This window comes from Streptomyces sp. NPDC057565 (genome assembly GCF_042801455.1).
Lineage (GTDB): Bacteria > Actinomycetota > Actinomycetes > Streptomycetales > Streptomycetaceae > Streptomyces > Streptomyces yanii.
Map to the genome: position 1 here is coordinate 555,227 of NZ_JBHVFU010000003.1, position 19,178 is coordinate 574,404.

General features: G+C 69.8%; 21 protein-coding genes and 1 pseudogene. 17 read left to right on the forward strand and 5 right to left on the reverse strand.

All coding sequences use genetic code 11. The annotated features are described in order from the left end of the window. Window positions 1-263 precede the first annotated feature (263 nt). From ACFU8W_RS09725 to ACFU8W_RS09735, 3 genes are all read left to right on the forward strand, one after another. Complete coding sequence (locus ACFU8W_RS09725; RefSeq protein ID WP_345514747.1) at window positions 264-1,217, forward strand: heme o synthase; 954 nt, start codon at window positions 264-266, stop codon at window positions 1,215-1,217. Window positions 1,218-1,311: 94 nt separating this feature from the next. Further along, on the forward strand, window positions 1,312-1,671 hold the full coding sequence (locus ACFU8W_RS09730) for a hypothetical protein (RefSeq protein ID WP_345514748.1): 360 nt from the start codon (window positions 1,312-1,314) through the stop codon (window positions 1,669-1,671). A gap of 118 nt (window positions 1,672-1,789) precedes the next feature. After that, window positions 1,790-2,926, forward strand: a complete 1,137-nt coding sequence (locus tag ACFU8W_RS09735) for an amidohydrolase (protein WP_384034318.1) — start codon at window positions 1,790-1,792, stop codon at window positions 2,924-2,926. Window positions 2,927-2,932: 6 nt separating this feature from the next. Here the strand turns inward: ACFU8W_RS09735 and ACFU8W_RS09740 are convergent, their stop codons facing one another. From ACFU8W_RS09740 to ACFU8W_RS09750, 3 genes are all read right to left on the reverse strand, one after another. After that, window positions 2,933-3,946, reverse strand: a complete 1,014-nt coding sequence (locus tag ACFU8W_RS09740; protein WP_384034098.1) for a heme A synthase — start codon at window positions 3,944-3,946, stop codon at window positions 2,933-2,935. A 79-nt stretch (window positions 3,947-4,025) separates the two neighbouring features. Continuing rightward, window positions 4,026-4,793, reverse strand: coding sequence for an ABC transporter permease (locus ACFU8W_RS09745; protein WP_037691728.1), 768 nt, complete (start codon window positions 4,791-4,793; stop codon window positions 4,026-4,028). Continuing rightward, the gene (locus ACFU8W_RS09750; protein WP_384034102.1) at window positions 4,790-5,716 is read right to left on the reverse strand and encodes an ABC transporter ATP-binding protein; all 927 of its coding nucleotides are present in this window, start codon (window positions 5,714-5,716) and stop codon (window positions 4,790-4,792) included. Before ACFU8W_RS09750 ends, ACFU8W_RS09745 begins: the two co-directional genes overlap by 4 nt. A gap of 136 nt (window positions 5,717-5,852) precedes the next feature. Here ACFU8W_RS09750 and ACFU8W_RS09755 point away from each other — a divergent pair, with 136 nt between their 5' ends. The 10 genes and pseudogenes from ACFU8W_RS09755 (at window position 5,853) to ACFU8W_RS09800 (ending at window position 13,591) form a co-directional block, all read left to right on the forward strand. Further along, the gene (locus ACFU8W_RS09755; RefSeq protein ID WP_384034105.1) at window positions 5,853-6,593 is read left to right on the forward strand and encodes a helix-turn-helix transcriptional regulator; all 741 of its coding nucleotides are present in this window, start codon (window positions 5,853-5,855) and stop codon (window positions 6,591-6,593) included. After that, on the forward strand, window positions 6,590-8,011 hold the full coding sequence (gene sufB, locus ACFU8W_RS09760) for a Fe-S cluster assembly protein SufB (protein WP_345514753.1): 1,422 nt from the start codon (window positions 6,590-6,592) through the stop codon (window positions 8,009-8,011). The genes ACFU8W_RS09755 and sufB overlap by 4 nt, the downstream gene beginning before the upstream one ends. A 58-nt stretch (window positions 8,012-8,069) precedes the next feature. Beyond that, window positions 8,070-9,251, forward strand: coding sequence for a Fe-S cluster assembly protein SufD (gene sufD, locus ACFU8W_RS09765; protein WP_345514754.1), 1,182 nt, complete (start codon window positions 8,070-8,072; stop codon window positions 9,249-9,251). Next, window positions 9,251-9,568: a bifunctional 3-phenylpropionate/cinnamic acid dioxygenase ferredoxin subunit gene (locus ACFU8W_RS09770; protein ID WP_030919832.1), complete on the forward strand. Its 318-nt coding sequence runs from the start codon at window positions 9,251-9,253 to the stop codon at window positions 9,566-9,568. Before sufD ends, ACFU8W_RS09770 begins: the two co-directional genes overlap by 1 nt. Before the next feature lie 7 nt (window positions 9,569-9,575). Continuing rightward, complete coding sequence (gene sufC, locus ACFU8W_RS09775; RefSeq protein WP_345514757.1) at window positions 9,576-10,340, forward strand: Fe-S cluster assembly ATPase SufC; 765 nt, start codon at window positions 9,576-9,578, stop codon at window positions 10,338-10,340. Further along, on the forward strand, window positions 10,337-11,593 hold the full coding sequence (locus ACFU8W_RS09780) for a cysteine desulfurase (RefSeq protein ID WP_345514758.1): 1,257 nt from the start codon (window positions 10,337-10,339) through the stop codon (window positions 11,591-11,593). The genes sufC and ACFU8W_RS09780 overlap by 4 nt, the downstream gene beginning before the upstream one ends. A gap of 10 nt (window positions 11,594-11,603) precedes the next feature. Beyond that, window positions 11,604-12,059, forward strand: coding sequence for a Fe-S cluster assembly sulfur transfer protein SufU (sufU, locus tag ACFU8W_RS09785; protein ID WP_345514759.1), 456 nt, complete (start codon window positions 11,604-11,606; stop codon window positions 12,057-12,059). Beyond that, on the forward strand, window positions 12,056-12,394 hold the full coding sequence (locus ACFU8W_RS09790; RefSeq protein ID WP_266986967.1) for a metal-sulfur cluster assembly factor: 339 nt from the start codon (window positions 12,056-12,058) through the stop codon (window positions 12,392-12,394). The genes sufU and ACFU8W_RS09790 overlap by 4 nt, the downstream gene beginning before the upstream one ends. 140 nt (window positions 12,395-12,534) lie before the next feature. Then, window positions 12,535-13,179: pseudogene (locus tag ACFU8W_RS09795) on the forward strand (hypothetical protein); the annotation flags it as partial. Between the two features lie 46 nt (window positions 13,180-13,225). Further along, window positions 13,226-13,591: a VOC family protein gene (locus ACFU8W_RS09800; RefSeq protein WP_384034112.1), complete on the forward strand. Its 366-nt coding sequence runs from the start codon at window positions 13,226-13,228 to the stop codon at window positions 13,589-13,591. A 16-nt stretch (window positions 13,592-13,607) separates the two neighbouring features. Here the strand turns inward: ACFU8W_RS09800 and ACFU8W_RS09805 are convergent, their stop codons facing one another. After that, window positions 13,608-14,630 carry a hypothetical protein gene (locus ACFU8W_RS09805; protein ID WP_384034115.1) on the reverse strand — a complete coding sequence of 341 codons (1,023 nt, stop codon included), beginning with the start codon at window positions 14,628-14,630 and terminating at the stop codon, window positions 13,608-13,610. A 227-nt stretch (window positions 14,631-14,857) separates the two neighbouring features. On the opposite strand from ACFU8W_RS09805, the gene ACFU8W_RS09810 reads away from it, so the two are divergent. After that, window positions 14,858-15,178, forward strand: a complete 321-nt coding sequence (locus ACFU8W_RS09810) for a DMT family transporter (RefSeq protein ID WP_384034118.1) — start codon at window positions 14,858-14,860, stop codon at window positions 15,176-15,178. After that, window positions 15,178-15,714, forward strand: coding sequence for a TetR/AcrR family transcriptional regulator (locus ACFU8W_RS09815; RefSeq protein WP_384034121.1), 537 nt, complete (start codon window positions 15,178-15,180; stop codon window positions 15,712-15,714). The genes ACFU8W_RS09810 and ACFU8W_RS09815 overlap by 1 nt, the downstream gene beginning before the upstream one ends. Before the next feature lie 65 nt (window positions 15,715-15,779). Here the strand turns inward: ACFU8W_RS09815 and ACFU8W_RS09820 are convergent, their stop codons facing one another. Then, on the reverse strand, window positions 15,780-16,649 hold the full coding sequence (locus ACFU8W_RS09820) for a winged helix-turn-helix transcriptional regulator (protein WP_384034124.1): 870 nt from the start codon (window positions 16,647-16,649) through the stop codon (window positions 15,780-15,782). Between the two features lie 118 nt (window positions 16,650-16,767). Here ACFU8W_RS09820 and ACFU8W_RS09825 point away from each other — a divergent pair, with 118 nt between their 5' ends. Continuing rightward, the gene (locus ACFU8W_RS09825) at window positions 16,768-18,003 is read left to right on the forward strand and encodes an MFS transporter (protein WP_384034127.1); all 1,236 of its coding nucleotides are present in this window, start codon (window positions 16,768-16,770) and stop codon (window positions 18,001-18,003) included. An 89-nt stretch (window positions 18,004-18,092) separates the two neighbouring features. Then, entirely contained in the window at window positions 18,093-19,079 is a 987-nt protein-coding gene (gene dapD, locus ACFU8W_RS09830) for a 2,3,4,5-tetrahydropyridine-2,6-dicarboxylate N-succinyltransferase (RefSeq protein WP_384034130.1), read from the forward strand. Window positions 19,080-19,178 lie beyond the last annotated feature (99 nt).

Here is a 19,178-nt window from a genome sequence, read left to right on the forward strand (position 1 = left end):
ACACGCATTTTCCGGCTGCTTTCCAGGGTGCAGGCGACCCGCGGAGTTCGCCTCCCGTATGAGCGCAACGGCTCACTTCTGCGCTACTCCGATGAGCGCCACTCCTTACTTATGGGCTCATCGGACACGGTGCTTCGGCGCGACTCCAACACGACCCCACCCCCGCGAAGAACGGCCTGTCTCCAACGTCTACAGTGGTCTGGTTCGCGCAAGTCTTTACTGGGCCTTCATGCCTGGAGCTTGCTGGGATTTCTCTGTCAGGGGTGTGCGTGACGGCCGTCGAGTCCCGACCCGCAGGGGTCGCCTTGACTCCGAGCCCAGGGGGCCATCGCCCGTTCGGGGCCCGTATCAAGGCATTCGTGGCACTGACCAAGCCGCGGATCATCGAGCTGTTGCTGATCACCACTGTTCCGGTGATGTTCCTCGCCGCTCAGGGTGTGCCCAACCTATGGCTTGTACTCGCTACCACCATCGGCGGATATCTCTCCGCGGGTGGTGCCAATGCGCTCAACATGTACATCGACCGCGACATCGACGCGTTGATGGACCGTACGTCGCAGCGTCCGCTGGTCACCGGCATGGTGAGCCCCCGCGAGTGCCTGGCCTTCGGTATCGCCCTCGCGGTGATCTCGACGGTCTGGTTCGGGCTGCTGGTCAACTGGCTGTCGGCGGCACTGTCGCTGGGCGCGCTGCTCTTCTACGTCGTCGTCTACACGATGCTGCTGAAGCGGCGCACCTCGCAGAACATCGTCTGGGGCGGCATCGCGGGCTGCATGCCGGTCCTCATCGGCTGGTCCGCCGTGACCAACTCGATGTCCTGGGCCGCGGTCATCCTCTTCGCCGTCATCTTCTTCTGGACGCCGCCGCACTACTGGCCGCTGTCGATGAAGGTCAAGGACGACTACGCCCGTGTCGGCGTACCGATGCTCCCGGTCATCGCGTCCAACCGCGTGGTGGCCCGCCAGATCGTCATCTACAGCTGGGTGATGGTGGCGGTGTCGCTGCTGCTGACCCCGCTCGGCTACACCGGCTGGTTCTACACGGCCGTGGCGCTGCTGACCGGCGGGTTCTGGCTCTGGGAGGCGCACGGCCTGCAGAACCGGGCGAAGGCCGGGGTGTCCGGCCCCAAGCTCAAGGAAATGCGACTGTTCCACTGGTCGATCACCTACGTGTCGCTGCTGTTCGTCGCCGTCGCGGTCGACCCGTTCCTGCGCTGACACCGTTTCGCTCCTGCCGACGGGCGGGGTACGTGGCCCATGCCACGTGCCCCGCCCGTCGCCAGTTGATCTACCCATCGGTAGCATCCGTTGCATGGCAGACACGGCAGAGACCCAGCAGGTTGACGACAGCAAGCAGGCCGCCCGCGCCGAGCGCAGGGCAGCCAGGCTCGCCAAGCAGATCGGTGCCTTCGCCAAGGCGCACGGCGGCGCCGAGGGGCAGCTCGCCTACATCGGGCAGATGGGCACCCGCATCGTGCTGGTCGGCGAGGACGGTGGCTGGGGCGACCTGGTCGCACCCTCGTACGCGGTCGCCGAGAGCGCCACCGCGAAGGCCGGGATCACGATGCACGAGTCCTTCGACGGAGAGTTCGCCGCCAAGGTCCGCACCGGCCCGTACGAGTGGACGCGGATGGCCGGGATCCAGGTCGGCGGCCCCTCCAACAAGGGCTGAGCCGCCGCCCGGGGACATCTCCGGGCCCATCCCGCGGGGCAGGAGCAACACCTGACACCGGGGTCACCCGTTAGGACGGGTACACCCACGTCGTCGCAGGGAGCTCCCGATGACCGACATACTGCCCGTGGCGGATCTGGTCGACCAGCACTGCCACGGGGTGCTCCGCACCGAGCTGGGCCTCGGCACCTTCGAGGCCCGGCTGGCCACGGCAGCGGGGACGCCCGCGCCCGGCACCACCTTCTTCGACACCCAGACCGGTTTCGCCGTACGCCGCTGGTGCCCTCCGCTGCTGGGTCTCGAACCCCACTGCCCACCGGCCCGCTATCTGGCCCGCCGCCGGGAACTGGGCGTCGCGGAGACCGGCCGACGGCTGCTCCGTGCCACCGGCGTCTCCACCTGTCTCGTCGACACCGGGCTTCCGGGCGACCTGACCGGCCCGGCAGAGATCGCTGCTGCGGCCGGGGTCGACGCCGGAGAGATCGTGCGGCTGGAGCCCCTGGCCGAGCGGGTCGCCGACACCTCGGCCACCGTCGGGAGCTTCCTCGCCGACCTCGCAGCGGCCGTGCACACCGCGGCGGCCTCCGCCGTCGCCTTCACCTCCGCCGCGGCCGTACGCCATGGACTGGCAGCCGATCCGGGGCCGCCGTGGCCGGGCGAGGTGCGCGGCGCGGCCGGACGGTGGCTGGCGGGGCGGGCGGCGGAACGCCGGGCGGCACGGTCCGGTGCCGGCGGCCCGGGTACGCCGTGCGCGGCCCCCGACGACCCGGTGCTGCTGCGGCATCTGCTGTGGACCGCGATCGCCTGCGGGCGGCCGCTGCAACTGCAGCTGCGCTCCACCGACCCCCGGCGGATGGCGGGATTCGCCGCCGCGACGGCCGGGCTCGGCAGCGATCTCGTGCTGCTGCACAGCTATCCGCACCACCGGTACGCCGCACAGCTGGCGAGCATCCACCCGCATGTGTACGCCGACGCGGGCGCCGCCCCGACCCGTACGGGAGCACGCGCCGCGGCCGTCCTCGCGGAGGTCCTGGAGCTCGCCCCGTTCGGCAAACTGCTGTTCTCCAGCGGTGCTCAGGGACTGCCGGAACTGCATGTGGTGGGCGCGCGGCAGTTTTGTGAGGCGCTGGGCAGGGTGCTGGGCGGCTGGGTGGCGGACGGCGCGTGGTCGCGCACCGACGCCATGCGGGTGGCCGCGATGATCGCGTCCGGCAACGCGCGCCGGGTGTACGGGCTGGACCGGCGGCCCGCGTAGCAGGGCTCAGCTGGCGGCTGCGGGCTCCGGCGTCTCCGCAGCGGAGGCGGGCACCGGGGCGGTCGCCCCCGGGCGCTCGCGCAGCGAGAGCATCACCCGCACGACGGCGAACCACACCAGGCACGAACCGAGCATGTGCAGCCCGACCAGGATCTCCGGGGTGTCGGTGAAGTACTGCACGTACCCGATCACGCCCTGCGCCATCAGTACCAGGAAGAGATCACGGGTGCGGTGCCTCGGACCGACCGGCGCGTCGACGGCCTTCAGTACGAACCAGAGCGCGACCGTCAGTGCCACAACGACCCAGGCCAGGTCGGCGTGGAGCTGCGCGATCATCTTCCAGTCGAGCGGGATGCGGTGGACGTCGCTGGAGTCGCCTGCATGCCGTCCGGCACCCGTCACGACCGTGCCGACGGCGATCAGCAGACCGGCCGCGACTGCCAGCAGCCAGGTCAGCTGCGAGACCGCCTTGCCGACCAGCGGACGCGGCTCGGCGTCGCCCTCCCGAACCCGCTGCCAGGTCACGACGGCGACCGTGAGCAGCGCGGTGGAGAGCAGGAAGTGCGCCGCGACGGTGTACGGGTTGAGGCCGACCAGCACGACGATGCCGCCGAGCACGGCGTTGCCCATGACCACCCAGAACTGCGCCCAGCCGAGCCGGGTGACGCTGCGCCGCCACGGTTTCGCCGAGCGGGCGGCGATGATCGCCCAGCCGACCGCCGCGCACAGCACGTAGGTGAGCATCCGGTTGCCGAACTCGATGGCGCCGTGGAAGCCCATCGCGCTCGTTGCCGTCAGGGACTCGTCGGTGCACTTGGGCCAGGTGGGGCAGCCGAGACCGGAGCCGGTCAGCCGCACCGCACCGCCGGTGACCACGATGACGACGGCCATCACGACGGCAGACATCGCCGCGCGGCGGACCGTCCGGGGGGACGGGGTCCAGCGTTCGGCGATGAAGAGGAGCGGGTTCCGCGCGGCTTGAGCGACTTCGGCTCGGGTCAGCTTGGGCACGCGCACCATCGTAAGCGGCGGCTTGTGCAAGCTTTCACGAGGGGGACGAGTTACCTCGAAACGTCATGCCGCACGTCGTCGCCGCCGGTCATTCCCAGCGGAAGAACTTTGCCGCCGCGCCCAGCCCGAGCACCGTCCAGACCGCGAGGATGCCGAGATCGCCCCACGGCATCGAGGCGCCGTGCTGGAGCACGTCCCGCAGCCCGTCGGACAGGGCCGCGATCGGCAGCAGCCCCAGCACGGACTGCGCCGCGTCCGGGAACTTGTCCAGCGGCACGATGACCCCGCCGCCGACCAGCAGCAGCAGAAAGACCAGGTTGGCGGCGGCGAGCGTCGCCTCCGCCTTCAGCGTCCCGGACATCAGCAGGCCGAGCCCGGAGAACGCGGCGGTGCCGAGCACGAGCAGCAGCAGGACGGCGAGCGGGTTGCCGTGCGGCGACCAGCCCAGCGCGAACGCGATCACCGTCAGAAGCACGACCTGCAGCACCTCGGTGACCAGTACCGCGAGGGTCTTCGCGGTCATCAGCCCCCAGCGGGGCAGCGGTGAGGCGCCGAGGCGCTTGAGCACGCCGTACCGCCGCTCGAAGCCCGTCGCGATGGCCTGGCCGGTGAAGGCGGTGGACATCACGGCCAGCGCGAGAATGCCCGGCGCCAGGAAGTCGACGGACCTGCCCGCGCCGGTGTCCACGATGTCGACGGCGCTGAACAGCACCAGCAGCAGCGTCGGAATGATTACCGTCAGGAGCAGCTGCTCGCCGTTGCGCAGCAGCATCCTTGTCTCCAGCGCGGTCTGCGCACCGATCATGCGGGGCAGCGGGGCGGCACCGGGCCGCGGGGCGTACGTACCGGCGCTCATGCGCGCAGCTCCTTGCCGGTCAGTTCCAGGAAGACGTCCTCCAGGGTGTGACGCTCGACGGAGATGCCGTCGGGCATCACGCCGTGCTGCGCGCACCAGGAGGTGACGGTGGCCAGCAGCTGTGGGTCGACCTGGCCGGTGATGCGGTACGTGCCGGAGGTGGGCTCGGCCGCCTGCGAGCCGTCGGGCAGCGCCTTCAGCAGCGAGCCGAGGTCGAGACCGGGGCGGCCGGTGAAGCGCAGGGTGTTCTCCGCGCCGCCGCGGCACAGCAGTTCCGGGCTGCCCTGAGCGATGACCCGGCCCGCGTCGATGATGGCGACATCGTCGGCGAGCGCCTCGGCCTCGTCCATGAAGTGGGTGGTGAGGACGACCGACACGCCGTCGGCGCGCAGCTCCCGTACGAGATCCCAGGTGGAGCGGCGGGCCTGCGGGTCGAGGCCCGCGGTCGGCTCGTCCAGGAACACCAGCTCGGGGCGGCCGACGACGGCCATCGCCAGGGCGAGGCGCTGCTGCTGGCCGCCGGAGAGCCGGCGGTACGTCGTCCGGCCGCAGCTGCCGAGGCCGAGACGCTCGATCAGCGCGTCGACGTCGAGCGGGTGGGCGTGCAGTTTCGCCATGTGGCGGAGCATCTCGTCGGCGCGCGCTCCGGAGTAGACGCCACCCGATTGCAGCATCACGCCGATCCGGGGGCGGAGCTCCGCGGCGGCGGCGACCGGGTCGAGGCCGAGGACGCGTACGGTCCCGGCGTCGGGGCGGCGGTAGCCCTCGCAGGTCTCGACGGTGGTGGTCTTGCCGGCGCCGTTGGGACCGAGGACGGCGGTGACCGCACCGGTGCGTATGTCCAGGTCGAGGCCGTCCACCGCGGTCTTGGCGCCGTACCGCTTCACCAGGCCACGGATCTGCACGACCGGCTCGTTCTTCATGGCCGGTAAGTCTAGGCAGCGGCCGGGCGGGCGAGTCCCCGGGGGCCGGATTAGGTAACCCTTAGTGACGAACTCCACCGTTGATCGTTTCGGACCGTGGTTGTCAGGGCCGGAGGAATTACGCAACAATGGCGTTGTGAAATACCAGGGCGAGGCTCCGCAGGAGGAACTCGCGACCGGCGAGCGCTCGACGCGCAACCGGGTCGCGCGCTCCATCCTGGACCACGGCCCGTCCACCGTCGCCGACCTGGCGAAGCGCCTCGGGCTGACCCAGGCCGCCGTCCGCCGCCATCTCGACGCCCTCGTCTCCGACGGTGTCGTCGAGGCCCGCGAACAGCGGGTGTACGGGGCGCGGACCCGCGGCCGTCCGGCCAAGGTGTTCGCCCTGACCGACTGTGGCCGGGACGCCTTCGACCAGTCCTACGACAAGCTTGCCGCCGACGCTCTTCGCTGGATCGCCGAGACCGCGGGCGACGAAGCGGTCGTCGCCTTCGTCCGCGCCAGGGCCGCCGCGCAGTCGGTGGCCTACCGCGAGGCGATCGACGCGGCGGAGCCCGCGCAGCACACAGAGGCGCTGGCCAAGGCCTTGTCCGCCGACGGGTACGCTGCTACGGCGCGAAGCGCGCCCGGCCCTCAGCAGGGCGAGCAGCTGTGCCAGCACCACTGCCCGGTCGCCCATGTCGCCGAGCAGTTCCCGCAGCTGTGCGAGGCGGAGACGGAGGTCTTCTCCAGCTTGCTCGGGACCCATGTGCAGCGTCTGGCCACCATCGCCCACGGCGACGGGGTGTGCACGACGTTCGTACCGCGCGGCGGACCCCCAACCGCACAGACCACCACATCAGCATCTGCAAGCACGGCCGGGAGGAACCCCGCATGACGCTCCCCACGGAGACTGCCCACCCTGAGCTCGAAGGTCTGGGTACGTACGAATTCGGCTGGGCCGACTCCGACGCGGCAGGCGCGGCGGCCAAGCGCGGCCTCTCCGAGGCTGTCGTACGTGACATCTCGGCGAAGAAGAACGAGCCCGAGTGGATGCTGAAGCTCCGCCTCAAGGGCCTGCGGCTGTTCGACAAGAAGCCCCTGCCGAACTGGGGCTCGGACCTGTCGGGCATCGACTTCGACAACATCAAGTACTTCGTGCGGTCCACCGAGAAGCAGGCGGAGTCCTGGGAGGACCTGCCCGAGGACATCAAGAACACGTACGACAAGCTCGGTATCCCGGAGGCGGAGAAGCAGCGCCTGGTCGCCGGTGTCGCCGCGCAGTACGAGTCCGAGGTCGTCTACCACCAGATCCGTGAGGACCTGGAGGAACAGGGCGTCATCTTCCTCGACACGGACACCGCGCTGAAGGAGCACCCGGAGCTCTTCAAGGAGTACTTCGGCACCGTCATCCCGGTCGGCGACAACAAGTTCGCCTCGCTGAACTCGGCCGTGTGGTCCGGTGGCTCGTTCATCTACGTGCCGAAGGGTGTCCACGTCGACATCCCGCTGCAGGCCTACTTCCGTATCAACACGGAGAACATGGGCCAGTTCGAGCGGACGCTGATCATCGTCGACGAGGACGCCTACGTCCACTACGTCGAGGGCTGCACCGCGCCGATCTACTCCTCGGACTCGCTGCACTCCGCCGTCGTCGAGATCATCGTGAAGAAGGGCGGCCGCTGCCGCTACACGACGATCCAGAACTGGTCGAACAACGTCTACAACCTGGTCACCAAGCGCGCCGTGGCGTACGAGGGCGCGACCATGGAGTGGGTCGACGGCAACATCGGCTCCAAGGTCACCATGAAGTACCCGGCCGTCTACCTGATGGGCGAGCACGCCAAGGGCGAGACGCTTTCCATCGCCTTCGCGGGCGAGGGCCAGCACCAGGACGCCGGATCCAAGATGGTCCACATGGCGCCGAACACCTCCTCCAACATCGTCTCCAAGTCGGTGGCGCGAGGCGGCGGCCGTACCTCGTACCGCGGTCTGGTCGAGATCGGCGAGGGCGCCGCGGGCTCCAAGTCCAACGTGCTGTGCGACGCGCTCCTGGTCGACACGATCTCCCGCTCCGACACGTACCCGTACGTGGACGTCCGTGAGGACGACGTGTCCATGGGGCACGAGGCCACTGTCTCCAAGGTCTCCGAGGACCAGCTCTTCTACCTCATGAGCCGCGGTCTGACCGAGTTCGAGGCCATGGCCATGATCGTGCGCGGCTTCGTGGAGCCGATCGCACGCGAGCTGCCCATGGAGTACGCGCTTGAGCTCAACCGGCTGATCGAGCTGCAGATGGAGGGTTCGGTCGGCTAACACAGCCTGATGACCGAATCCCCGACTTTTGACAGAGAAAGCGAGCACTACGACAGCCATGGCTGAGGCTCAGAACATTCCGGCGGGGTCCACCACCACCGGGTCCATCGCGGTGGCCGCCGAGTCGACCGTCGCCACGCGCATGAGCGCGCCCCCGTCCTTCGACGTCGCGGACTTCCCGGTCCCGCACGGCCGCGAGGAGGAGTGGCGGTTCACTCCGCTGGAGCGGCTGCGCGGCCTGCACGACGGCACGGCCGTCGCGACCGGTGGCGCCGTCAAGGTCGAGGTCGACGTCCCCGAGGGCGTCACCGTCGAGACCGTCGGTCGCGACGACGCGCGGCTCGGCAGGGCGGGCACCCCGGTGGACCGCATCGCCGCCCAGGCGTACTCGTCCTTCGAGAAGGCCTCGGTCATCACGGTCGCCAAGGAGGCCGTGCTCGCCGAGCCGATCCGGATCGCCGTGCACGGTGAGGGCGGTGTGGCCTACGCCCACCAGGTCATCGAGCTGGGAGCCTTCGCCGAGGCCGTGGTCGTCATCGACCACACCGGTGACGCGGTCGTCGCGGGCAACGTCGACTACGTCCTCGGTGACGGTGCGAAGCTGACCGTCGTCTCCGTCCAGGACTGGGACGACACCGCGGTCCACGCCGCTCAGCACAACGCGCTGATCGGCCGGGACGCCACCTTCAAGTCGATCGTCGTCACCTTCGGCGGCGACCTGGTCCGCCTCCACCCACGGGTCTCCTACGCGGGCACCGGCGGCGAGGCGGAGCTCTTCGGTCTGTACTTCACCGACAGGAGCCAGCACCAGGAGCACCGCCTTTTCGTCGACCACAACACCCCGCACTGCAAGTCCAACGCCGTCTACAAGGGCGCGCTCCAGGGCGACGGCGCGCACGCGGTGTGGATCGGTGACGTGCTCATCCAGGCCAAGGCCGAGGGCACCGACACCTACGAGATGAACCGCAACCTCGTCCTCACGGACGGCGCGCGGGTCGACTCGGTGCCGAACCTGGAGATCGAGACCGGCGAGATCGTCGGCGCCGGCCACGCCTCCGCGACCGGCCGCTTCGACGACGAGCAGCTCTTCTACCTGATGTCCCGCGGCATCCCGGCCGAGGAGGCCCGCCGGCTCGTCGTGCGCGGCTTCTTCGCCGAGCTGGTCCAGCAGATCGGTCTGCCGGACGTCGAGGCCCGTCTGCTCGACAAGATCGAGGCCGAGCTGAAGGCTTCCGTCTGATGGCCTTCGTCAAAGTCTGTGCGCTGAGCGAGCTGGAAGAGGACACCCCGAAGCGGGTGGAACTCGACGGAACGCCGGTCTCTCTCGTCCGTACCGAGGGCGAGGTGTTCGCGATCAACGACATCTGCTCGCACGCGAACGTCTCACTGTCCGAGGGAGAGGTCGAGGACTGCATGATCGAGTGCTGGCTGCACGGCTCCAGCTTCGACCTGCGCACCGGCAAGCCGTCCGGCCTTCCCGCGACGCGCCCCGTCCCCGTATACCCCGTCAAGATCGAAGGGGACGATGTGCTCGTCTCCGTCACCCAGGAGTCCTGAGTCACCCATGGCAACGCTTGAAATCCGCGACCTGCACGTCTCCGTCGAGGCCGACAACGCCACGAAGGAGATCCTCAAGGGCGTCGACCTGACCGTGAAGCAGGGCGAGACCCACGCCATCATGGGCCCCAACGGGTCCGGCAAGTCGACCCTCGCGTACTCGCTCGCAGGCCACCCCAAGTACACGATCACCAGCGGCACGGTGACCCTGGACGGCGAGGACGTCCTGGCGATGACCGTCGACGAGCGCGCCCGCGCCGGTCTCTTCCTGGCCATGCAGTACCCGGTCGAGGTCCCCGGTGTCTCGGTCTCCAACTTCCTGCGTACCTCCGCCACCGCCGTCCGCGGCGAGGCGCCCAAGCTGCGTACCTGGGTGAAGGAGGTCAAGGAGACGATGGCCGACCTCCAGATGGACCCCGCGTTCGCCGAGCGCAACGTCAACGAGGGCTTCTCCGGCGGTGAGAAGAAGCGCCACGAGATCCTTCAGCTGGAGCTCCTCAAGCCGAAGGTCGCGATCCTCGACGAGACCGACTCCGGCCTGGACGTCGACGCCCTGCGCGTCGTCTCCGAGGGCGTCAACCGGGTCCGTGAGACCGGCGAGGTCGGCACGCTGCTGATCACGCACTACACGCGGATCCTCCGTTACATCAAGCCCGACTTCGTGCACGTCTTCGCCAACGGTCGTATTGCCGAGTCCGGCGGCGCCGAGCTCGCCGACAAGCTGGAGAACGAGGGCTACGAGGCATATGTGAAGGGTGGCGCTTCCGCGTGACACAGCTGCCGGGCCTCCTCGACACCGAGGCGATCCGCAAGGACTTCCCCCTGCTGGATCGTACGGTCCACGACGGGAAGAAGATCGTCTACCTGGACAGTGCGGCGACTTCGCAGAAGCCGCGCCAGGTCCTCGACGCGCTCAGCGAGTACTACGAGCGGCACAACGCCAACGTCCACCGCGGCGTGTACACGATCGCGGAGGAGGCCACGGCGCTGTACGAAGGCGCCCGCGACAAGGTCGCCGCCTTCATCAACGCGCCGAGCCGCAACGAGGTGATCTTCACCAAGAACGCCTCGGAGTCGCTCAACCTCGTGGCCAACATGCTCGGCTGGGCCGACGAGCCCTACCGGGTGGACCACGAGACCGAGATCGTCACCACGGAGATGGAGCACCACTCCAACATCGTGCCGTGGCAGCTGCTCGCGCAGCGCACCGGTGCGAAGCTGAAGTGGTTCGGCATCACCGACGACGGCCGCCTCGACCTGTCCGACATAGATGAGATCATCACGGAGAAGACGAAGATCGTCTCCTTCACGCTGGTCTCCAACATCATGGGCACGATCAACCCGGTCGAGAAGATCATCCGCCGCGCCCAGCAGGTCGGCGCGCTGGTCTGCATCGACGCCTCGCAGGCCGCCCCGCACATGGTGCTCGACGTGCAGGCACTGCAGGCCGACTTCGTGGCCTTCACCGGCCACAAGATGGTCGGCCCGACCGGTATCGGCGTGCTCTGGGGACGGCAGGAGCTCCTGGAGGACCTGCCGCCGTTCCTCGGTGGCGGCGAGATGATCGAGACCGTGTCGATGCACTCGTCGACATACGCCCCGGCGCCGCACAAGTTCGAGGCGGGTACGCCCCCGATCGCGCAGGCCGTCGGCCTCGGCGCGGCCGTGGACTACCTCTCGGCGATCGGCATGGACAAGATCTTCCAGCATGAGCACGCGATCACCGAGTACGCGGTGAAGCGCCTCCTGGAGGTCCCGGACCTGAGGATCATCGGCCCGTCCACCGCGGAGGATCGCGGCGCCACGATCTCCTTCACGCTCGGCGACATCCACCCGCACGACGTGGGCCAGGTCCTCGACGAGCAGGGCATCGCGGTCCGGGTCGGACACCACTGCGCACGGCCGGTCTGCCTGCGGTACGGAATTCCTGCGACGACGCGAGCGTCGTTCTATCTGTACTCCACGCCTGCCGAGGTCGACGCCTTGGTGGACGGTCTGGAGCACGTACGGAACTTCTTCGGCTGAGGGTTGACTGGTGAAGCTTGATTCGATGTACCAGGAAGTGATCCTGGACCACTACAAGCACCCCCACGGGCGCGGCCTGCGGGACGGCGACGCCGAGGTGCACCACGTCAACCCGACGTGTGGAGACGAGATCACGCTCCGGGTGAAGTACGACGGCGAGACCATCGCCGATGTGTCGTACGAGGGTCAGGGCTGTTCCATCAGTCAGGCCAGCGCCTCCGTGCTGAACGAGCTGCTGGTCGGCAAGGAGCTGGGCGAGGCTCAGAAGATCCAGGAGGCCTTCCTGGAGCTGATGCAGTCGAAGGGTCAGCTCGAGCCGGACGACGCGATGGAGGAGGTGCTGGAGGACGCGGTCGCGTTCGCCGGTGTCTCGAAGTACCCGGCCCGGGTCAAGTGCGCGCTGCTGAGCTGGATGGCGTGGAAGGACGCGACGGCGAAGGCGCTGTCCGAAGGGAAGACCGCATGAGCGAGAACGAGACTCTTACCACCAAGCCGGCCTCCGAGGAGGAGGTCCGGGAGGCGCTGTACGACGTCGTCGACCCCGAGCTGGGCATCGACGTCGTCAACCTGGGCCTGATCTACGGCATCCACATCGACGACGCCAACATCGCCACCCTCGACATGACCCTGACGTCCGCGGCCTGCCCGCTGACCGATGTCATCGAGGACCAGGCGAAGTCCGCAACCGACGGCCTCGTCAACGAGCTGCGGATCAACTGGGTCTGGATGCCGCCGTGGGGCCCCGACAAGATCACGGACGACGGGCGCGAGCAGCTGCGCGCGCTCGGCTTCAACGTCTGATCCTCTGTGCTTCCGAACGGCCCCCCGCTCGAGCCGGGGGCCGTTCGGCGTCGTTCGTCCGCCGGTCGCATGATGTGGGTCCGCCGTTGGTGCGGGAGCCGGAACCTGCTCGTCGACATCACGCCGACGAGAGGCACGCTGTGCTGCATCGGCTTTCGCCCCGGAGCCGCCGGGCGACCGCCGCCGCGGCCGGCGTTCTCGCGCTCGCCGCCCTCGGGGGGCAACGCCCCCGCGCACGCGGCGAGTCACGGGACGCCGACGCTCATGCTGTCTGCCTCCTACCAGTACGACGTCGTCCGTCGCCGGAACCGGTGATGCGACCGTGACGGGAACCGGCGCCACCCGGCAGCTCGCGGTCGCCGCGCACGTCCGCGGTCACACGGACCTCACCGTCGAGGTCACGCGGGCTCGGCGGCAGGACTGCCGCCAAAACGCTGCCCTGCGCCGCGTCCGCCGCCGTGCGGAACCCCACCGACACGCGCTATCTCACCGGGTCCTCCGACGCCTCGGCGGCCGTCGATGTCGGCGGCGGATATGCGGTGGCGGCCGACGACGAGTCCAACACGCTCCGGTTGTACAGCCGTTCGGCCGCAGGCACGGCGAGCGGTCAAGTGCCCAAGCAGATCGACGGGTTCAACATCGAGGGACTGGAGTACGCACCCGGCTCGACCCCCACCGCGTACCTCGGCTTCCGGGCGCCGCTCGTACCTCCGAAGGGCGGCGGCAAGACGCTGATCGTGCCCGTCACCGACTTCGACAAGGTGGCCGGCAGTGGGGTGAAGGCCGTCATCGTGTGGCGAACGGCCATGACCGCCGGGCAGACTGGCGGTCATGGCCGTTTCCTTTTACTCCATCGTCGTCGACGCCCACGATCTGCCGTCGCAGGCCCGGTTCTGGTGCCGGGTGCTGGACTGGACGGTGCTGTTCGAGGCCGACGACGAAATCGTCATCGGCGCCGACAAGGACGCCGTGCCCGGCATCACCTTCGTCCCCGTACCCGAGGAGAAGGCGGTCAAGAACCGGCTGCACATCGATCTCGCCCCCGACGACCAGGCCGTGGAGGTCGCGCGCATCATCGGCCTCGGGGCCACCCGGCTGGACGTCGGCCAGGCGGCCGATGTGGGCTGGGTGGTGCTGGCGGACCCCGAGGGGAACGAGTTCTGCGTGCTGAGCCCGAAGAACTCGCTCATCGACTGAGCGGCGCGACCCGCGCTCACGGACCGAACTGCGGGGGCGCGGCGGCCGCTTCGGCGAGGACCGGGCCCAGGTTCTCGTTGCGCATCCGCCGGTCCACGTACAGCAGCCCGGTCACCAGCTGCGGGAACGTCGCCGAGACGAGCTGGCCGATCAGCTGGCCCAGCAGCATGGCCACCAGGTAGCCGCTCACGGCGACGATGACGGCCGCGACGCTCGGGTCGGAGTCCAGGTTCGCCGTGCTGACCATGCCCGGGAACAGGCCGAGGAACGAGAACGGTATCTGGATGATGTAGCTCCCCACCGCCGCCATGATCAGCGCCAGCAGCGAGATGCCGAAGATCCGCCACCAGTCGCCGCGTACCAGCTGCGAGGAGCGGCGCAGCGCCGAGATCGGGCTCTGTCCCTCGAAGACGACGGCGGACGGGGCCAGGGAGAACTTCACCCAGAGCCAGGCCGCCAGCGGGAACGTCGCCAGGGCGCCGAGGAAGCCGAGCGAGATCAGCGCCGCGGCGCCGGACCCGGCATCCAGGCCGACGGCCGCGACGATGGCGGACACCATGGCGACCATCATGAAGACGAATGGGATCAATGTGATCAGCCCGGTCAGGATCACCGTGCCGATGACCGCCGGTACGCGGGCCCAGGCCCGGCGCCAGATGATGCCGAACGTGGTCCGCCGCCCCAGGACAGCGTCCTGCAGGACCGCCGGTACGGTCGCGTACATCATGGCGGTGCCGATCATGAGCGACACGAGGGCGACCAGCCAGACGGCGCCGAAGGCGATCACCAGCGGGGCGATGTCCTCCGTGGACGCGCTCTCCTCGGCGGAGAGCTCGACGACCCGGTGCAGATGGTCGCTGACCGCGGAGTACGCGATCGCGACCGCCGCGCCGACCACGACGACGGCCCCGCCGTACACGGCCGCGCCGATGCCGAAGAGCTGCTTCCAGTAGCGGCCCATCGTGGAGAACGCGCCGCCGAGTATGTCCCCGAGGCTCAGTGGCGCGAGCGGTATCACCCCCGGCTTCGGCGGCGGCATCCACCCGCCCCATCCCGGTGGTCCGGGGGGTCCTCCGTACGGGGGTCCTCCGTACGGCGGGCCCCCGGGTCCGCCGCCCCACCCTGCGTCCTGCGCCACTGCTGCTCCGTTGTGTCGGGGTCCATGTGCTGGTCGGGACACGGTAGCGCTCCTGGTGGGGCAGCGGATCCCTTCTGTGCGCCCGGGTATGTGTACGAGTGTACGCAACGATGCGTACACTCGTACACATGGGATACGGACTGCTGGCCGCGGCCATTGCGGCGGAGGTGGCCGGGACGACGGCCATGAAGTACAGCGAGGGCTTCACCCGGCTCTGGCCCTCGCTCATCACCGTCGTCGGCTATCTGCTCGCCTTCTCGCTGCTCGCGCAGACCCTGAAGACGCTGTCCATGGGTACCGCCTATGCCATCTGGGCCGGGATCGGCACGGCGGCGGTCGCCGGCATAGGGGTCCTCTTCATGGGCGAGTCCGGGAACCTGGTCAAGGTGGTGGGTATCGCGCTGATCATTGCCGGTGTGGTCGTGCTCAACCTGGGCGGAGCGCACTGATGGCCCGCCGGTACGACCCCGAGCGGCGCGGCCGCATCATCGATGCGGCGATCCGGGTGGTCGGTACCAAGGGCATCGCGGGGCTCAGTCATCGTTCCGTCGCCGCCGAGGCGGATGTGCCGCTCGGCTCGACGACGTATCACTTCGCCTCGCTCGACGAGCTATTGGTCGCCGCGCTGCGCCGCTCGAACGAGAATTTCTCCCGGGCCATGCGGGAGAGCGAGGCGCTCCTCGCCCCGGACGCGGATCTCGCCGAGGCGCTGGCCCGGCTGCTGGGGGAGTGGTTCTCCGGCGGGCGCGGGCGCCTGGAGCTGGAGTACGAGCTCTACCTGGCGGCGCTGCGCCGGCCCGTGCTGCAGCCGGTCGCCGCCGAGTGGACGGATGTCACCGCCGAGCTGCTGGCCGGGCGCACCGACCCGGCCACCGCGCGGGCACTGATCGCGCTGATGGACGGGATCTGTCTGCAGGTGCTGCTGACGGGCGGGACCTACGACGCGGCGTACGCGCGGGAGATGCTGGCGCGGATCATCGGCTGACAGCGTCGGCCGCCCCGGCGCCGACGGGTTCGGCGGCGGGGCGGCCCCGGGCGGGCGTCGGGATGTCAGCGGCGGACCGCCGCCAAGGCCGCCTGCACGCTCGCCGCGATGTCCGTGATCGGATACAGCGCCTCGCGGACTGTCCGGTCCCGGTCCACGACCAGGGTCAGCCGCTTCAGCCGGCTGACTCCCGCCGCCCGGAACGTCGGCAGTCGAAGCGCCGCCGCAAGTTCCAGTTCCGCGTCGGACAGGAGCGGGAAGCGCAGCCCCTCCGCGTCGGCGAACGCCCGCTGCTCGTCGGGGCGTTGGGTGGAAACTCCGTGCACCGTCGCCCCCGCTGCGGTGAACTCGGCCAACTGGTCGCGGTACGTGCAGGATTCGAGGGTGCAGCCGCTCGCGCCCGGGATCTCGGCCCAGCCCGGCGGGTAGGCGTCCCGGCGGGCGTACGCGCCGGGGAAGCAGTACAGGACGGTGTGCGGGGTGTCGGCGACCGGGTCGCGCAACACGCCGTCGTAGTCGAGGAGTTGAAGCTCCGGCAGTCGGGTGCCTACCAGGGCGTGGACCCGCGCCGCCTCCTTGGACGCCTCCGTGGCCGTCGCCATCGTCTCCCCGTCTCCCATCACCCAGGTGTCGCCCCAGTCCTGGAGCGCGATCAGTACCGGCAGCAGCGCGCGGCCGCGCGGGGTGAGCCGGTACTCGTACCGGACCGGGCGGTCCTGGTACGGATCCCGGGACAGTACGCCCGCGTCCACCAGCAGCCGCAGCCGCTCGGTGAGCACCTTGCGGGACATGCCCAGCTCGTGCTGGAGCGCGTCGAAGCGGTGCACCCCGCGCGCGGTGTCGCGCACGATCAGCAGGGTCCACCAGTCGCCGACGACATCGAGGGCCTGGGCGATCGCGCAGTCGGCGTCGGACAGGCTGGTGCGCTGCGGCATGACTTCGTCTTCTTCCGTTCTTGCTCGTGCCGAGGCCGCCCCTTACCGGATTGACCTGCGGAGTGCATGCTGCCATAGTCCGTTCCCAAAAGGAACTCACTGGGGGAGGGTGCTGCGGATGAGGATCTTCGGGATGGTGCGGGACGTACCACGGACGGTACGGCTGCTGGCCTTGGGAGGTTTCCTCAACGCAGTCGTCAGCTTCACCTTCGTCTATCTCTTCGTCTATCTGACCGGACCGCGCGGACTCACCGTGCCGCAGGCCGGAGTGATCGCGGGCATCGGCGGCATCGGTCTGGTCGCCGGCAACTTCACCGGCGGCTGGTTCGGCGACCACTACGGTCACCGCCGGATGCTCCTGACGGGCGCGCTGGTGAGCGGCGCGGCGCTCGTCATCCTGCCGGTCCTGCCGGTCGCCGCGATGTACGGGGTGCTGCCGCTCGCACAGTACGCGGCAGGCGTCGTACGTGCCGCCAACGCGGCCCTCGTCGCCGTCTCCGTCCCCGAGGGCGGCAGGCGTCAGAGCTTCGCCCTGATGCGCGCCGGGAGCAACGCCGCCTTCGCCGTCGGCCCACCGCTCGGCGCACTGATCGCCGCCCACTTCTCGTACGGCCCGCTGTTCGTCGCCGACGGCCTCGGGACGCTGCTCTTCGCCGCATACGCATCGAAGGTGCTCCCGGCTCGCGGCACCGTACACACCCGGCCGGCGCACGACCCCGGCGCACCAGGGCTCTGGCGGGAGCTGCGGGTCAGACCCGCGGTGCCGGTGCTGCTCGCCGCGATCCTCTGTGTCGACTTCGTCTACCGGCAGCAGTACTCCACCCTGCCCGTGTTCCTCGCCGATCACGGCCGCAGCGCCCAGTTCTACGGGTGGCTGCTCGCCATCAACGGCGGCGTCATCCTCTGCCTCGAACTCCCGGTGGCGCACGCGCTGCGCCGACGGGCTCCGCTGAGCATCGTGGGTACCGGGCTGCTGCTGGTGGGGCTGGGATACGCGGCACTGATCCCGGGGGCCGGCGTGCTGTTCGCCGTCACCATGATGGTGTCGCTGACCGCCGGCGAGGTCCTGTACAAGTCCACCGCCACGGCGTACGTCGCCGACCAGGCACCCAGCCATGTGCAGGGCCGCTTCCAGAGCCTCTACGCGGGGGCGTCCATCAGCGGCCAGGTGCTGGCCCCGCCGCTCGGCGGCGCACTCTACGCAGCCGCGCCCGATCTGCTCTGGCCGGTGTGCGCGGTCCTGGCCGGCTGTGCGGGGGTGGCGGTGCTGGCGGCGCGGCGGCTGCGGGGGCCGGTGCGAGAGGTGGCCCCGGCGCGGACTCCGGTGCCCGAGCGGCAGGCGCAGCCCGGTTGACCGGGCGGTCGGGGCGGGTGGGGCCCCGCCGCGACCATCCGGCGAGACCGGTTGGCTCCGGCGGGGCCCGGCCGGTTAGGTTTCGTGTCATGACCGACACGACTTCCCGCACCACCGGCGCCGTCGCCGCCGGCCTCGCCACCATCGCCGGCGACGGTTCCGTTCTCGACACCTGGTTCCCCGCCCCCGAGCTCTCCGCCGAGCCCGGCCCGGCCGGAACCGAGCGGCTCACCCCCGACCAGGCCGTGAACCTCCTCGGCGAGGGCGCGGCCAAGGCCGTCGGCGTGGACGCCCGCCGCGGTGTCGAGGTCGTCGCCGTGCGCACGGTCATCGCCTCGCTCGACGACAAGCCGCTCGACGCCCACGACGCGTACCTGCGCCTGCACCTCCTCTCGCACCGTCTCGTCCAGCCGCACGGCCAGAACCTGGACGGCGTCTTCGGCCTCCTGACCAACGTCGCCTGGACGTCGCTCGGTCCGGTCGCCGTCGACGACCTGGAGAAGGTGCGGCTGAACGCCCGCGCCGACGGCCTGCACCTCCAGGTCACCTCGGTCGACAAGTTCCCCCGGATGACGGACTACGTCGCCCCGAAGGGCGTCCGGATCGCCGACGCCGACCGGGTCAGGCTCGGGGCGCACCTCGCCGCCGGTACGACGGTCATGCACGAGGGCTTCGTCAACTTCAACGCCGGCACGCTCGGCACGTCGATGGTCGAGGGCCGCATCTCCGCGGGCGTCGTCGTCGGCGACGGCTCCGACATCGGTGGCGGTGCCTCGACGATGGGCACCCTCTCCGGCGGCGGCAAGGAGCGCATCGTCATCGGTGAGCGCTGCCTGATCGGCGCCGAGGCGGGCGTCGGGATCGCACTCGGCGACGAGTGTGTCGTCGAAGCGGGGCTGTACGTCACCGCGGGTACGCGCATCACCCTGCCGGACGGCCAGATCGTCAAGGCGCGGGAGCTCTCCGGTGCCTCGAACATCCTCTTCCGCCGCAACTCGGTCACCGGCGCCGTCGAGGCCCGCCCGAACAACGCGGTGTGGGGCGGCCTCAACGAGGTCCTGCACAGCCACAACTAGTGCCCCTCCCGGCAAGCCTTGCCCCGTCGCACCACCCCTCACGGGGCAGACATTGCCGGTCACGGCACCAGCCCCGCCCGGCCGCACCGGACGTCGCTC

Coding starts and splice junctions, on each gene's coding strand:
- ACFU8W_RS09810 (WP_384034118.1), top strand. CDS start 14,858: ATGGGATACGGACTGCTGGCCGCGGCCATTGCGGCGGAGGTGGCCGGG.
- ACFU8W_RS09800 (WP_384034112.1), top strand. CDS start 13,226: ATGGCCGTTTCCTTTTACTCCATCGTCGTCGACGCCCACGATCTGCCG.
- ACFU8W_RS09730 (WP_345514748.1), top strand. CDS start 1,312: ATGGCAGACACGGCAGAGACCCAGCAGGTTGACGACAGCAAGCAGGCC.
- ACFU8W_RS09745 (WP_037691728.1), bottom strand. CDS start 4,793: ATGAGCGCCGGTACGTACGCCCCGCGGCCCGGTGCCGCCCCGCTGCCC.
- sufB (WP_345514753.1), top strand. CDS start 6,590: ATGACGCTCCCCACGGAGACTGCCCACCCTGAGCTCGAAGGTCTGGGT.
- ACFU8W_RS09790 (WP_266986967.1), top strand. CDS start 12,056: ATGAGCGAGAACGAGACTCTTACCACCAAGCCGGCCTCCGAGGAGGAG.
- ACFU8W_RS09805 (WP_384034115.1), bottom strand. CDS start 14,630: ATGCCGCCGCCGAAGCCGGGGGTGATACCGCTCGCGCCACTGAGCCTC.
- sufD (WP_345514754.1), top strand. CDS start 8,070: ATGGCTGAGGCTCAGAACATTCCGGCGGGGTCCACCACCACCGGGTCC.
- sufC (WP_345514757.1), top strand. CDS start 9,576: ATGGCAACGCTTGAAATCCGCGACCTGCACGTCTCCGTCGAGGCCGAC.
- ACFU8W_RS09815 (WP_384034121.1), top strand. CDS start 15,178: ATGGCCCGCCGGTACGACCCCGAGCGGCGCGGCCGCATCATCGATGCG.
- ACFU8W_RS09740 (WP_384034098.1), bottom strand. CDS start 3,946: ATGGTGCGCGTGCCCAAGCTGACCCGAGCCGAAGTCGCTCAAGCCGCG.
- ACFU8W_RS09770 (WP_030919832.1), top strand. CDS start 9,251: ATGGCCTTCGTCAAAGTCTGTGCGCTGAGCGAGCTGGAAGAGGACACC.
- ACFU8W_RS09750 (WP_384034102.1), bottom strand. CDS start 5,716: ATGAAGAACGAGCCGGTCGTGCAGATCCGTGGCCTGGTGAAGCGGTAC.
- dapD (WP_384034130.1), top strand. CDS start 18,093: ATGACCGACACGACTTCCCGCACCACCGGCGCCGTCGCCGCCGGCCTC.
- ACFU8W_RS09820 (WP_384034124.1), bottom strand. CDS start 16,649: ATGCCGCAGCGCACCAGCCTGTCCGACGCCGACTGCGCGATCGCCCAG.
- ACFU8W_RS09825 (WP_384034127.1), top strand. CDS start 16,768: ATGAGGATCTTCGGGATGGTGCGGGACGTACCACGGACGGTACGGCTG.